We start from the raw sequence: 14,285 nt of genomic DNA on the forward strand, positions 1-14,285 counted from the left end.
TGGCGTACACCTCTAGTCGAGAGGACGCTCGGAAATCCAATATAACGGCGACGTGGTTCCCGCGACTGAGGAATCAGGAGGGACAAACTGAGATTCTACGAGGGCGGTTTATGTAACCCTCCAACCAAGTCTACCTATGCAACTCGTCGCCGAACCCATCGACATCGGGACGCGGTCCCCCACGGTCCTTCTCAACGAGGCGGACGCGGCAGAACTCGGCGTACACGCGCTCGAACGCGTCCAGTTGAGACACGACAACCGGACGACCATCGGCATCGTGGAGTTGACCGACGAACTCGTCGCGGAGGGGACGCTCGGTGTGACCCGCCGACTCGGCCACATCGAAGGGACCATCGACGTCTCTGTCGCACCGCAACCCAACTCGGTCTACTACATCCGCAAGAAACTCAACGACATCGAACTCGAACGCCACGAACTCTCTCGCATCGTCACCGACATCTACGAAGAACGACTCGCCGACGTGGAACTCGGGGCGTACGTCTCTGCGACGTACACGAACGGGTTGTCGATGGAAGAGACGCTCCACCTGACCGAGTGTATGGCCGACATCGGCGAGTCGATTACGTGGGACGACTCGGTAATCGCAGACAAGCATTCTATCGGTGGCGTCGCGGGGAATCGCGTGACGCCCATCATCGTCCCAATCGTCGCCGCCGCCGGACTGAAAATCCCAAAGACGTCGTCCAGAGCGGTCACCTCCGCCGCCGGAACGGCAGATACGATGGAAGTCCTCTGTGACGTGGAGTTCTCCGTCGAGGAGATTCGTGACATCGTCGGTGAGACCGGTGGGTGTCTCGTCTGGGGTGGTGCGGTGAACCTCTCACCGGTCGACGACCAAATCATCCGCGCGGAGACGCCGCTTTCTATCGACCCACGGGGGCAACTCATCGCCTCCGTCCTCTCGAAGAAAAAGAGTGCGGGGTCGACACACGTCGTCGTCGACATCCCCTACGGCGAAGGGGCGAAAGTCGAGAGCCTCGCCGATGCACGGGAACTCGCGGAGGATTTCGACCGTGTCGGTACACATCTCGGTATGTCCATCGAGTGTGCCATCACCAACGGGTTTGCACCGGTCGGGAGGGGTGTCGGGCCCATCCTCGAAGCGCGCGAAGTACTGGCGACGCTCGCCGGCGACGGCCCCAACGACCTGCGGGTGAAGGCGATACGTCTCGCTGACCTCCTGTTCGAGTCCGCCGGCGTCGACGCCGACGCAACCGAGATACTCGACTCGGGACGGGCACGCGAGACGTTTCGCGAGATACTCGCGGCGCAAAACGGCGACCCAAACGTCGAGGCGGCGGACCTCACACCTGGTCGGAACACCCACACTGTCCGTGCCGACAGAGACGGCGTCGTCACCCACATCAACAACCGTCTGGTGAACGAAATCGCCAGACGCGCGGGTGCGCCGAAAGACCCCGGCGCGGGAATCGAGTTACACAACCGAACCCGCGACGTGGTCGCAGACGGCGATGCGCTGTTCACCATCCACGCGGAGTCGACGGACAAACTCGCCGACGCAATCGACCTCACCGAACGCGTCGAGACTGTTCGCGTCCGGCATCCCGACGAGGCACTCGTCGATAGAATGTGAACCGACAGTCGCCGCCACGGACTCACCTGCAGCGACTTTTTTCCATTCGACCGCCGTAGGTCGATGTATGGACGAACGCGTACACCCCGAGGTGCGGCGCATCGCGGAGGAAATCGGCACGATGGAAATCCGCGGTGCGGCGACCATCGCGGACGCAGTCGCTCGGGCCCTCCGGACGCAGGCCCAAGAGAGCGACGCGACCGACCCTGAGGCGTTTCGGGGTGAATTGCGTGCCGCGGCCCGGACGCTCTACGAGACCCGACCGACGGCCGTGAGTCTCCCGAACGCACTCCGGTACGTCCTCCGCGGCATGTCGAGTACGACCGTCGAGGGACTCCGGCAGAACGTCGTCGACTCGGCAGACGAGTTCTGTGCGCGACTCGAACGGGCGCAGGCGGACCTCGGACAGGTCGGGGCGAATCGCCTCCGCGACGGCGACGTCATCATGACTCACTGTCACTCGACGGACGCACTCGCGTGCGTCGAGGCGGCAGTCGAACAGGGCAAACACATCGAAGCAATCGTCAAGGAGACGCGCCCGCGGAATCAGGGCCACATCACGGCGCGCGAACTCCACGAGATGGGCGTCCCCGTCACGCTCATCGTCGACTCTGCGGCGCGGCGCTATCTCAACGACGTGGACCACGTGCTCGTCGGCGCGGACGCCGTCGCCGCCGACGGAAGCGTCATCAACAAAATCGGGACGAGTGGCCTCGCCGTCAACGCCCGCGACAGGGGGACGCCGATTATGGTGGCCGCACAGACGCTCAAACTCCATCCGGGGACGATGACGGGCCACACCGTCGACATCGAGATGCGTGACACAGAAGAGATAATCGACGACGAGACGCTCGAAGAAATCGGGTCGCCGGAGGTCAAGAACCCGGCGTTCGACGTGACGCCGCCGCGCTACGTCGACGCTATCGTCACCGAACGCGGGCAGTTCCCGCCCGAGAGCATCGTCATCCTGATGCGCGAACTGTTCGGTGAGGGGACGACCGAACCGTGGGCGGAACCGTAGTTCGGACGCTAGGAACCGGACACCGGGCCCCGACGGCGCTTCCTCACGTTCGACTGCCGTCGTCGACCACGGCGGCCATAATCTTCATCTCCGCTTTTCTGAGGTGCTCTGCGGCGGTACTGGCCGAACAGTCGAGTCGGTCTGCCACGTCCGCAACGGTGCCCGCACGCGGTTCTCGGTAGTATCCACACGCGACAGCTGTCTCGACTGCCTCGCGCTGCCGAGGTGACAGCATCGCCGACGACTGCTCCGACGGCCCGGTAAACCGCTGGACTGCGACGACGTCTACGTCGATTCCCTCGGGCGTGCGGTCGACTGCCGACTGCAAGGCGGTCGCCGACCCGACGACGGTGACGTGGATAGACCCGTCGCCGTCGAAGACGACCGGTGGAACGACGACGAGTCCATCTTGGGTGAACGCGTGCGTTTGCTCTGCGGACGCCACGGAGAGCTCGTCCTGAACGGTGACGTAGAACGTCTCACCGGGCGTCGAAACCACCTCGTAGGAAACCACGGACGGACTTGCTTCGAGCGCTTCGCGATAGGCGTCGATGTCCGACCCGACGACTTCGAAGAGTATCGTGTTCACGTCGTCTACTGCGGGGTTCCAGTGGCGCAATCGCGTCTGTTCGAACGCTTCGTGGTCGACGACGAACGAGTGCATCGGATGCATCTGCTCGTCGTCGGGGTGGAGACGCAACCGAAGCGACCTCATGTTCGATAGTTGACTCTACGCCGGTTAAATAGCTACCCCACGAGTGAGGCAGAACGGCGAATCCGGTCGTGGGCGAAGGCTCAGTTGACGATATCAGCATGTCGCTCGAACCCCAACGGTCGCCGCCGCGGACAGCGTCACTTCGAGAGAGACTTTCTCGACATCTGGGTGACGCCATCCTCGACATCGACCACCACGTCCACGCACTCGAAGTGACGATTCGCCCAGACGCGGTGCAAGCAGTTCTTTCGACCCTCCGTGACGAACTGGGATTCGACCACCTCTCGTGTGTCACCGCACAGGAGTACGAGGACCGCTACGAGTCCATCTACCACTTGAAGTCGTACGACGACCCGTCACGCGAACTGAGTGTCGTCGTCCCCACGTCGAAGGACGACCCGGTCAGCCAGTCCGCAGAACCCGTCTTCCGGACGGCCGACTGGCACGAGCGTGAAGCGTACGACCTCGTCGGCATCCGGTACGAGGGCCACCCGGACCTCCGCCGCATCCTCCTCCCGGAGACGTGGCAGGGCCATCCACTCAGTCGCGAGTACGACCAACGGCGTCCGCAAATCGTCACGTACGACGAGAACGCGAACCCGCTACAGCGAGACGGGCGTTCCGGTGGGAACACGATGCTACTCAACATCGGTCCACACCACCCGGCGACCCACGGCGTCATGCACTTGCAGGTCGCTCTCGACGGCGAACAGGTCGTCGACGTGGAACCCGACATCGGCTACATCCACCGCTGTGAAGAACAGCAGTGCCAGCAAGGGACCTACCGCCACCAGATTATGCCGTATCCCGACCGCTGGGACTGGGGCGGTGCTGGCCTCCTCAACGAGTGGGCCTACGCCCGCACCGCCGAGGCACTCGCCGACATCGACGTGCCGGAGTACGCACAGGTCGTCCGGACGATGGCGGCCGAGTTCAGTCGCATCCTCTCGCACATGCTGGCAGTCGGGGCCTACGCGCTCGACGTCATCGGCGACTTCACGGCCACGTTCCAGTACGCGCTTCGCGACCGAGAACTCGTCCAGAACGTCCTCGAAGACCTCACAGGTCAGCGGTTGATGTTCAACTACTTCCGACTCGGCGGCGTCGTCTGGGACCTTCCCGAACCGCGAGAGGAGTTCTTCGAGAAGGTCCGTACCTTCGTCGATGGCCTCCCCGAGAAACTCGAAGAGTACCACGACCTTCTCACCTCGAACGAGATTATGCAGGCGCGGACGGTCGATACCGGCATCCTTCCGCCGGACATCGCCAAGAGCTACGGCGTGACGGGCCCTGTCGCTCGTGGGTCGGGCATCGACTACGACCTCCGCCGCGACGACCCATACGGCTACTACGACGAACTCGACTGGAACGTCGTCGTCGAAGAGGAGTGCGACAACTTCTCGCGCCTGCTCGTTCGCCTCCGAGAAGTCGAGGAGTCGGCGAAGATTATCGACCAGTGTGTCGACCTGCTGGAAGACTGGCCGGAAGACGAGCGGAATATCCAGGCGAACGTCCCTCGAACCATCAAACCCGACCCTGACACGGAAGTCTACCGCGCCGTCGAGGCGGCGAAGGGCGAACTCGGCATCTACATCCGCGCCGACGGCACCGACAAGCCGGCCCGGTTCAAGATTCGCGGACCGTCGTTCTCGAACTTGCAGGCGCTGCCCGAGATGGCACGGGGTGAACTCGTCCCAGACCTCATCGCGGCACTCGGTAGTCTCGACACGATTATGGGCGAAGTCGACCGCTGAACGCGGACCGAACGCGCCCACCACTCCGTCTCAGTCGTCTACGTGAGACGTCGCGTTGCCGCCGTCTGCGAGGGCGGCGTCGGCAGCAGTCTGTGCAGTCGGGTCGGCGTCGGCGTGTGCGGCGAACTGCGTGTCGCTTCCTGTGGTTTCACCTACGTCGAACGTATCGACGAGTTGCTTGAGCGACTGGGCGGACGCGGACACTTGCTGGATGTTCGCCGAGACTTCGTTGAGCGCCGCGGTCTGTTCTTCCGTCGCCGCGGAGACGGTGCTCGCTTCCGCCGTCGTCTGTTCGCTCACACTCGACACGTCGTCGACCATCGAGACGACTTCCTCGGTGGAGACGGCCTGGTTCTCCGTCGCTTCGGAGATTTCCGCCACGCCGTGTTCGGCCTCTCGAATCGCTTCGGAGATGTCGTCGAACATCTCGATGGCCTCGCCAATCGTCTCGGACCCAGTCTCGACGCTCTCTTGCATCGACTGCATGTCCTCGACGGTGCCGTCGGCCCGGTCTTGAATCTCGTCGATGCGCGCTTCGACCTCTTCTGTGGCGTCGGCCGCTTCGTTCGCCAACGCCTTGATTTCGTCCGCGACGACTGCGAAGCCTTCACCCGCTTCGCCGGCACGTGCGGCCTCGATAGATGCGTTGAGCGCGAGCAGGTTGGTCTGTTCTGCGATGTCCGTAATCAGCTGGACGATTTCGTTTATCTCGCCAATCTGGTCGCCGAGGCCTTCGACCCGGTCGACCGCATCGGTGGCTTCAGACTCGATAGTCGAAATCTCGTTCGTCGCGTCGGAGGCGTGTTCGCGCCCCTGTTCCGCCAGCGTGACGGCCTGATTCGTCGTCTGGACGACGCCGTCCGCCGACGCGGCCACCTCTTCGATGGTCGCCGAGAGGTCGTTCATCTCGTTGGACGCGACCTGTAACTGCTCGGACTGTTGTTCGGCACCGTGAGCGATTTCCTCGACGGACTGTGCCGTCTCTTCGCTCGCGGACTCTATCTCCTGGACGCTGGCGACCGTTTCGTTGCTCGCGGCGGCGAACTCGTCTGCGACCTCTTGGACTTCGACGAACCCGTTCTGTAACTTCTGGATGCCGCTGTCGAGGTCGGTCATGATTGCACCGAACTCACCGGGAAGGTCGGTCCGCAGTTCCTGGTCGAGGTCACCGTCGCCGAGTCGTTTGCCGACGGTTTTGAGTTCCGACACCTGCCGGTCGAGGTTCTCGCGCATCTCGTCGAACGCGACGACCAGTTCGCCGAGTTCGTCGTCAGTCGCGTCGATAGATATCCCGTCGTCGAACCGGCCTCGTGCGAGTCGCTGTGCCTGGTCTCGAAGCGCCTCAATCGGTTCGGAGAAGTACTTCGCGGCGGTGTATCCGACGCCGACGACGACGAGGACGATACCACCGACCAACAGCAGGAGGAAGTTGCGTGCGGAGTCTGTCCGTCGGTTCAGTGCCTCGCCGAGTTGCTCACTCGGGGCCGTCACGTCGGACTCTGGAACCGTCGCGACGAGTTCTAACTGCGTGTCTCCGAACTCGAGCGGCGCGTACCCGACGTAGTACGTGTCCTCGGTACCCGAATCGGTCGTCTGGTCGTAGGTTTTCAGTCCGCTCTGGCCGGACTGGACGTACTCCTGTCTGGCGACCTGACGCTCGACGTGACCGAACGTCTGGCCGGCGTCGGTGAGCAGTTTCCCGTCGTGGTCCACCATCGTCAGGTGCCCGGATTCGCCGACGGTGACGTCGTCGAGGGCGGCGTTGAACACTTCGTAATCGAGTCGAAGGGCGACGACGCCAGCGAACTCGCCGTCGCGGTAGACGGGCGTCGAGATGTACCCGACCGACTTCCCATCGACTGTGTGTACGTCGCCGACGTGGACCGCACCTTCGTCGAGTGATTTCGTCGCTTCGAACCACGTGCTGCTCGCGTACGACTCGTCTTCGACCGTTTCGGCGGTGACGTCGTCGCCGTCTCGTGCGGCGCGAACGATTCCGTCTCCGCCCGCGTCGGTGAGGATAATCTCGTCGTAGGCGGCCATCTCCTCTCCGTCGACTGCGACGGTCCGCGTCTGCAGATAACTCCGGAAGGAGTCTTTGATGCCGACTTTCGCCTCGTCGACGGCAGTCGTCTGGAGTTCGTAGTAGTAGACGCTCGGCGAGAGGACCCAATCGAAGTCCTCGTAGTAGGTGTAGGCGACGAACTTCTTCTCCAGTGGGTTCCCCTCTTGGGTTGTGTCTTCCCACTCGTACTCGACGATGCCCCACTCCTCGCCGTTTCGGATGGCGGCGTCGGAGTCGATAGTCGAGTGCACGTCTTCGAACACCATCAGGTCGGCGTCCGCTTCGAGGTTGAACCCGTCTTCGAGACTGTGGTGGGCGACGACGTCGGAGTCGCCGTCGATGATGTAGGCGTATCCGGTAGAACCGATGTAGCCCGGTTGGAACATCGCGGACATCGTCCCACTCGGCGTGGTTCCGTCACCGTCCGTTCCGGCGAGGGTCGCTTCGACCTGGTCTTTGACGGCCGCTTGTTCGGTCGCCGAGAGGTCCTCCCAGTCACGCCCGTCGTACTGCTCTGCGAGAATCGTCTGTTTGGTCGTCTCGACAGTGTTCCGCATCTGAAGCGCCATGTAGCCGAGTTGTTTCTGGCTCTGACGCTGGACGAGTTCCATCTCGCCGGCGCTCGCGGCCTGATAGTTCTGTACGGACGACGAATCCGCCAGCGAACGGGCGTCCACCTCACGAGAGTTCAGTAGGTTCTGTATCCCCTCTTTCCTCGCGTCGACGGTGTTGTTCAGTTCCCCTGTAATCTGTTCTTCGAGCTCTGCCGCACTCTGTTCTTGTGCATAGGACCCAACATCCTGCATGTTTTGAACGCCGGCAACGCCAACTACCGAAACTGGTAACAGCGAGATGGCAAGACACAGTGCGATGAGTTTCGTCCGAATATCCATTGTTGATTTTCCTACTGTCGGTATCGGCAATTTCTGAAGAAACAGCCCCGACAACCGCTGTTTCTCCGGTCTCTCCTCAGTATCTTAGCGGATAGAAAGGACCTGTATAAATCTCTCGGGCAAATTATTATAACCGATATTCGAATATTACTCGGCTAACACGACCCCTACTATTGAGGGATTCACTCGGCTACTATTGTAGAAATTAATCAATCAATCTACGTTGTCTCGTGTGCCGACGAAGACCGCGTCGTGACCACACGAGTGGGCCGTCGCGGATATCGGGTGAGAAAACGGCCGGGTCGGGGTCGATTCGGTGCCGATTACCGGGGCGTCTCGGTGCCCCACTTGTCGAGGGCGACGGCGAGTTCGGGCGTCTCTTCTGCGGCCTCCGAAATCGACCGGCCCTCGACGTAGGCGTCGATGGCCGAGCGGAGGGCGACTGCGCCGGCGCGCGTTCCGTCGGGGTGGCCGTGGATACCGCCGCCGAGTTGGACACAGACGTTCGTCCCCGTGGCGTCGAGCAGGTCAGGCAAGAGGCCGGGGTGGAGACCACCGGACGCGACGGGCAACACGTCGGTCATGCCGTAGAGGTCACTCCGCATCCACTCGTTGATACCGACGGTGTCTTCGTTCGCGAGTTTGCCGAGGCCCGCCGTCCCGGTGTGGAGTTGGTCGACGCCACAGAGACGCGACACCTGCGCGAGGACGCGCATCGAGACGCCGTGGGTCGGCATCCGGTCGAACGCGGCGTGCATGGCGCGGTGGGCGTGGATGGCCATGCCGTGTTTCTCGGTTCGCTCGCGGACGGTCTGGAGGCTGGCCCATCCGGCGGTGACGACGTCGACCATAACGTACTCGCCGCCCTGTGCGGCCACCTCGTCGACGCGGTCCAGCATCGTCTGGGTGTCGGCGGTGACGTTGATGAGGTAGGACTTCGTCTCGCCCGTCTCGTCTTCGGCGTCGTCGCGGAGGGCGAGCGACTCGGTGAGGCGGTCGGAGAAGGGGTTGAACGCCTGGTCGGTCAGGTTCTCGTCGTCTTTCAACAGGTCGACGCCGCCCACCCACGCGTCGTACCCGACCTGTGCGTGTGCCTCCGTCGAGAGGCCGACTTTCGGCTTGGGGACTGTCGCCGTGATTGGGCGGTCGGTGACGCCGAATATTTCCTCTCTGACCGACGACCCGAACAGCGGACCGGGGTACGACGAGACGATAGCTTCGGGCCACTCACAGTCTTCGAGGCGGATGGTATCGACGGCTTTCATCCCCATGATGTTGCCGGCGATACAGGACAGCACCTGTGGCATGTTGCCGGGTTCGAACAGGCCGGCGGGGTAGGCGACTTTGATGATGTCGCCGTCGATAGCGAAGGTGGTCGCACCCATGTCGGTGAAGTCCGCTCCGGTCTGGAGGGCCGCCCACGTGCCGTTGGAGGACTCCGACGCCACGCGACTCGCCGCCGCTTCCATGGACATGCCCGACGCGGGGTCGATGCGGAAGGTGCAGACGAGGTCCTCGGCAGTCGGTTCGTATGCTAAGTCGAGGAAATCTTCGTACGTGATACCCATAGCTTCGCCTACGCTCCCACGAGGCTTAAAACGCCATCCCGAAGCGACTTGTGGGGGGCCGACGAAGAAGAACGGTTCGGCAGTGGACGCACTCTCTCAGATGACGACGAACACCGTCTCGTCTCAGATGACGACGAACACCGTCTCGTCTCAGATGACGACGAACGTCGGGAGGTAGAGGCCGATACAGACGAGTGCCGCCCTGCGGTCGATTCCCTCTCGCCAGTACAGCAGTGCCAACACGACGAGCGAGACACCGAGCATGTAGAGTGCCGAGAGCGTCACACCGCCCAGGTCTGTGACGACGACGTCCGCGACGAGTGCACCGACGCCGAGCGAAAAGACGGGGTCGGTGATGTTGCTCCCGAGAATCGCGCCGACAGAGATACCCCCTCGTCCTTCGTGGGCGGCGATACCCGCGACGACGATTTCTGGTGCCGTCGTCCCGAGTCCCGTCAGCAGTCCGACGATGTACTCCGAGATACCGACCAGTCGGGCGAGTGCGATACCGTTCGTCACCATCACCTGTCCACCGACGACGACGAGGAGTAAACCGAACGCGACGACGGGGAGCGCTCGTTCGGGTGGTTCTTCTTCATCGACGACTTCCTCCGCAATCTCCTCGCCGCCCTCGTTCGTATAGAGGATGTAGATGAAGTTCACGTAGGCGAGCATCATCAAGAAGCCTTCAGACCGCTGGACGACGCCGTCTTCGAGCGTGAGGAGCATGATTATCATCGCGAGCGTCATCGCCCCGCCGTAGACCATCACCTCGCGTCGCTTCGCCACGATAGGTGCGATGAGCGCGACGATACCGATAGCGAGGGTAATCTGTGACGTCTCGGACCCGACGATGTTGCCGACGACGATGTCTCCCGCCCCGTAGTACGCCGCGACGATGGAGGTAGTCATCTCGGGAATCGACGTGCCGACGGAGATGAGCGTCACGCCGATGAAGAACTGCGAGACGCCGTAGAACCGCGCCACCTCGGCGGCGGCGGTGACCGCCCGGTCCGCACCGAAGACGAGGGCGGCGAGGCCAACGACGAAGAGCGTGGCCTCGGCTATCATGTCGCTAGTCGAACGTCTCACCGTGACGACGTAAACTGTCGGGTCGGGTACTCGAATCTCAGGGCGACAGCAGTGCCCGAACCTCGCGGAACTCGGGGACGTCGGTGTCGAGTGCGCCACAGAGGGCGTCTGCCGCACCGAGTAACCACTCGGCGCGTTCGACGCGGGATTCGAGGTCACCCGGCCCGATTCGGTAGCGGTCTACCAGGTCTTCGATGTCTACTCCCTCGGACCACTCGTGGAGGATGCGAGCAGTCTTGACCGCGGTCAACCAGTCTTCGAACGGGTCTGCGTCGTGCATCGCGGTGGTGAACTCCGCGCTGTGGTTCCGTGCGTACTGGTAGATGACGGCCCGTTCTTGATTCCCGAGGTAGGTGTCGAGCATGTCCGGTGTGTCGCAGACGACTTCCAGCGCGGTTCGGGCCGTCACGTTCTCGTCGGCCATCGTCTCGATGGTTCGGACGCCGGCGACGATTCGTGCACCGGTCGATGGTGAGACGTACTGTCGAGAGGTCTGTGCGCCGAGCGTCGTCGCCGACAGCGACTCCCCGTCGACGGTGAGCATCTCCATCGCTTCGAGGTCAGAGACCACGTCGCCCACGAGGTCCGTCAGCGAGACGTCCGGGTGTTGGTGGGCGTAGTAGGTGGCCGAGAACACGTCTGCGACGCCGTCCAGCGAGTCGGCGAACCCCGAGGCGACGACGGAGAGGACGTGGGTTCGAAGCGCTTCGTCGTCTGCGAACTGGGAGTCGACCGCTTCGGCGTCGGCCTCCACGTATCGCTCGACGAGTTCGTCTTTGACGTTCTCGTCGCCGACGAGAACCGCCTCGCCGTAAGGGTCGAGGTGGGGGCGGCCCGCCCGTCCGCACATCTGGTGGACGTCGAGGACGGGAATCCACGCCATCGAGTCGCCGGTGTAGCGTTTCTGGTCGCGGATGACGACTCTGCGTGCCGGGACGTTCACGCCCGCCGCGAGCGTCGGCGTCGCACAGATGACGGCGAGTCGCCGGTCACGGAAGGCGTTTTCGACCGCCGCACGGTGAGAACTTCGCAACCCTGCGTGGTGGAATCCGACGCCAGTCCGTGCACAGTCAGCGAGTCGCTTTCCGGTGGTGGTACCGCCCAGTTCGGCGAGTTCGTCGCCCAACTCGGATGCCGGCGAGAGGGCCTCGTCTGCGAGTCGCTCGGCGAGCGCCTCTGCTTCGCGGCGAGAGCGGACGAACGCGAGACACTGGCCACCGTTTTCGATGGCGTCGGCGACGAGCGAGACAGTCGCTTCAGTCGCACCGTCTTCCTGTGGGCCGACTGGTGGCACGTCCACCGAGAGCGTCGTGTCGTCGTCGAATTCGACGGTGCCGTCGGCGTAGACGCCGGTCCGTAGCGAGACTGGTCGCCACGTACTCTCGACGAGTTCGGCGTCCAACCAGCGGGCGATTGCGTCTGGGTTGTCCACCGTCGCGGAGAGGGCGACGAGTTGCAGGTCCGGGACGCGTCGCTGGAGCGTCGCGAGCGTGATTTCGAGGGTTGGCCCTCGTCCCGGTGCGCCGAGAAGGTGAACCTCGTCCACGACGACGCAGGCGAGATTTTCGACCCACGTCGCCCCGTTTCGAATCGCGGAGTCGACTTTCTCGCTCGTCGCGACGACGATATCGTACTCGCCTAAGTCCTCTTCGGCAGAGTCGAAGTCACCGGTGGAGATGCCGACGCTCACGCCGGGGAGTTTGTCGAACGTCTCGTACTTCTCGCGGGCGAGCGCGCGAAGCGGGACGATGTAGAGACCCGGACCGTCTGCGGTGAGCATCGCCAGTTCGGCGATGAACGTCTTCCCGCTGGCGGTCGGAATGGCGGCGACGACGCGTCCCCCGTCTGCGACTCCCGCGTCCACGGCGGCGACCTGCGGCGGGTAGAGCTCTTCGATGCCGTTCGACTCGTAGTGAGAGACCAGTGTCGGGGACAGCGGGAGGTCGCGCACGCGCATCTGTCACACACTGGGTTCGTGTTTACTTAAATATCTTCGCCAGAGACAGACACATCTCGATGCTGGTACGTCGAATCATATCTCGGTGAATTCAGGCCCGTGTGACTGTATTGCTCGGCAGGTATTTCAGTCGCCTCTACGATATATGAATCGAGAAACATGTCTCGGCGCGCCCTTCCGGTGGTCCTCCTTCTCGTCGTCGTATTAGCCGGCGTTCCGGCCACGACAGTCGGCCAGGAGGCGACTGCCTACATCGACGACGTCACCGTCTCCCCGGCACAGCCGGTGCCCGGCGAGCGGTTCGTCCTCACGACGGTCGTACAGAACGCACAGAACAGCCCCACCAACCTCGACGTGACCGACGTGTACGTCAGAACCGCCGAGGGGACGAGAGACCTGGCACGTGTCGAGGACTTGGGGACGATTCCACCCGGAAGCGACCTTCGCATCCCGCTGTCGCTCCGTCTCGAAGACGCTGGAACCTACGACCTGCGCGTGAATGTCGTCGGGAAGAGCGACGGCCAGACGCAACGACTCCAGTACCCAGTCGTCGTTCGGGTTCGTGAGGGTGGCCCACAGGTCGCCGTCGAAGTCGGTGACGCAGTCATCGGGACGGAGACTCCCGTGACGGTCACCGTCTCGAACGGTGAAGACGAAGTCGCTCGCAACGTTCGTCTCTCTGTCGCGGCAGACGGGGCGACAGTCGAAAACGACGCGCGCGTCCTGCCACGACTCGAACCCGGACAGGCAGAGACGTTCAACTTCAGCGTGACCCCTTCGACGGGCGAGTCGGAAGTCGTCGCGAGCCTTCAGTACACGACTGCCGACGGAAACGCGCGGACGACGACTGCAGCAGCACCCCTCGTCGCAGACCAACTCCGCGAGGAGGTTCGCCTCGACGCGTCGCTCGGTGACGGTGCTCGCCCCGCCGTCGTCGTCGACGTGACGAACCTCGGCAACGCGCCGCTCGACGACTTCGTCCTCTCGCTTCGTGACGGCGATTCGGTCGTCCTCAGCAAACCCGTCGAGTCGGTCCCAGCAGAGTCCGAACGCACGGTCCGCCTCAACGTCTCGTCTGTCGACCGAGCGACCCTCGACGTGGTGGCGACGTACGAGACGGGTGACCGAGATGGGACTGCGTCGACGACCATCGACTACGTCGCCTCACCCGGTACTATCGAACTCACGGGTATCGACGTCGAACTCGAAGACGGGGCCGTCCACATCTCGGGGAGCGCGAGCAACGTCGGACTCAGCGACGCCCAGAGCGTCGTCGTCCGAGTCGTTCCCACCGACGGCGTCGAACCGACTCGCCCGTACAAAGAGTACTTCGTCGGGAGCGTCCCTGCGAGTGACTTCGCCTCGTTCGACCTCTATGCGAACGTCGACGAGGGCGTGACGTCGGTGCCCGTCGAGGTGTCGTACCTCGTCGATGGGCGCGAGCGAACCGTCGAGACGACAGTCGACGTGTCCGACCTCTCGACCCCCGACGAACAGAACAGCGGTGGCGGAATCGACTCGACGCTGCTCCTCGGGGGCGGGGCGATAGCGCTCCTCGTCGTCGTCGGCGTCAGCATCTACGCGTACCGACGGCGCTGATTCGAA

At 63.2% G+C, this 14,285-nt stretch carries 9 protein-coding genes; 4 read left to right on the forward strand and 5 right to left on the reverse strand.

From position 1 onward, the window contains the following. The first annotated feature begins 136 nt into the window (after positions 1 to 136). Positions 137 to 1,615 (forward strand): AMP phosphorylase, encoded by a 1,479-nt coding sequence (locus ACK3R5_RS04490; RefSeq protein WP_411962868.1) that lies wholly within the window; start codon positions 137 to 139, stop codon positions 1,613 to 1,615. Positions 1,616 to 1,682: 67 nt separating this feature from the next. Further along, positions 1,683 to 2,636 (forward strand): ribose 1,5-bisphosphate isomerase, encoded by a 954-nt coding sequence (locus tag ACK3R5_RS04495; protein ID WP_411968194.1) that lies wholly within the window; start codon positions 1,683 to 1,685, stop codon positions 2,634 to 2,636. Between the two features lie 43 nt (positions 2,637 to 2,679). Here ACK3R5_RS04495 and ACK3R5_RS04500 read toward each other — a convergent pair whose 3' ends face one another. Continuing rightward, complete coding sequence (locus tag ACK3R5_RS04500) at positions 2,680 to 3,351, reverse strand: helix-turn-helix domain-containing protein (RefSeq protein WP_411968195.1); 672 nt, start codon at positions 3,349 to 3,351, stop codon at positions 2,680 to 2,682. Positions 3,352 to 3,449: 98 nt separating this feature from the next. Here ACK3R5_RS04500 and ACK3R5_RS04505 point away from each other — a divergent pair, with 98 nt between their 5' ends. Then, positions 3,450 to 5,105, forward strand: a complete 1,656-nt coding sequence (locus ACK3R5_RS04505; RefSeq protein ID WP_411968196.1) for an NADH-quinone oxidoreductase subunit D — start codon at positions 3,450 to 3,452, stop codon at positions 5,103 to 5,105. A 30-nt stretch (positions 5,106 to 5,135) separates the two neighbouring features. Here ACK3R5_RS04505 and ACK3R5_RS04510 read toward each other — a convergent pair whose 3' ends face one another. The 4 genes from ACK3R5_RS04510 to ACK3R5_RS04525 all read right to left on the reverse strand — a co-directional run bounded on the left by ACK3R5_RS04510 (position 5,136) and on the right by ACK3R5_RS04525 (position 12,680). Then, positions 5,136 to 8,063: a methyl-accepting chemotaxis protein gene (locus ACK3R5_RS04510; RefSeq protein WP_411968197.1), complete on the reverse strand. Its 2,928-nt coding sequence runs from the start codon at positions 8,061 to 8,063 to the stop codon at positions 5,136 to 5,138. A gap of 323 nt (positions 8,064 to 8,386) precedes the next feature. Further along, positions 8,387 to 9,631, reverse strand: coding sequence for a type III ribulose-bisphosphate carboxylase (rbcL, locus tag ACK3R5_RS04515; RefSeq protein ID WP_411968198.1), 1,245 nt, complete (start codon positions 9,629 to 9,631; stop codon positions 8,387 to 8,389). 150 nt (positions 9,632 to 9,781) lie between these two features. Continuing rightward, positions 9,782 to 10,702 carry a sodium:calcium antiporter gene (locus ACK3R5_RS04520; RefSeq protein WP_411968199.1) on the reverse strand — a complete coding sequence of 307 codons (921 nt, stop codon included), beginning with the start codon at positions 10,700 to 10,702 and terminating at the stop codon, positions 9,782 to 9,784. A gap of 58 nt (positions 10,703 to 10,760) precedes the next feature. After that, a complete protein-coding gene (locus ACK3R5_RS04525; RefSeq protein WP_411968200.1) occupies positions 10,761 to 12,680 on the reverse strand; it encodes a DEAD/DEAH box helicase in 1,920 nt (639 codons plus the stop codon). A gap of 159 nt (positions 12,681 to 12,839) precedes the next feature. Between ACK3R5_RS04525 and ACK3R5_RS04530 the strand changes: the two genes are divergently transcribed. After that, a complete protein-coding gene (locus tag ACK3R5_RS04530; RefSeq protein ID WP_411962876.1) occupies positions 12,840 to 14,279 on the forward strand; it encodes a CARDB domain-containing protein in 1,440 nt (479 codons plus the stop codon). Positions 14,280 to 14,285: the final 6 nt, after the last annotated feature.

It is taken from the genome of Haloferax sp. YSSS75 (assembly GCF_046764215.1).
Classification (GTDB): Archaea; Halobacteriota; Halobacteria; order Halobacteriales; family Haloferacaceae; genus Haloferax.

Bases quoted from the DNA above. Each gene is read 5' to 3' on its own strand.
- ACK3R5_RS04520 (WP_411968199.1), bottom strand. From the start codon at position 10,702: ATGATAGCCGAGGCCACGCTCTTCGTCGTTGGCCTCGCCGCCCTCGTC.
- ACK3R5_RS04525 (WP_411968200.1), bottom strand. From the start codon at position 12,680: ATGCGCGTGCGCGACCTCCCGCTGTCCCCGACACTGGTCTCTCACTAC.
- ACK3R5_RS04510 (WP_411968197.1), bottom strand. From the start codon at position 8,063: ATGGATATTCGGACGAAACTCATCGCACTGTGTCTTGCCATCTCGCTG.
- ACK3R5_RS04495 (WP_411968194.1), top strand. From the start codon at position 1,683: ATGGACGAACGCGTACACCCCGAGGTGCGGCGCATCGCGGAGGAAATC.
- ACK3R5_RS04505 (WP_411968196.1), top strand. From the start codon at position 3,450: ATGTCGCTCGAACCCCAACGGTCGCCGCCGCGGACAGCGTCACTTCGA.
- ACK3R5_RS04490 (WP_411962868.1), top strand. From the start codon at position 137: ATGCAACTCGTCGCCGAACCCATCGACATCGGGACGCGGTCCCCCACG.
- ACK3R5_RS04530 (WP_411962876.1), top strand. From the start codon at position 12,840: ATGTCTCGGCGCGCCCTTCCGGTGGTCCTCCTTCTCGTCGTCGTATTA.
- rbcL (WP_411968198.1), bottom strand. From the start codon at position 9,631: ATGGGTATCACGTACGAAGATTTCCTCGACTTAGCATACGAACCGACT.
- ACK3R5_RS04500 (WP_411968195.1), bottom strand. From the start codon at position 3,351: ATGAGGTCGCTTCGGTTGCGTCTCCACCCCGACGACGAGCAGATGCAT.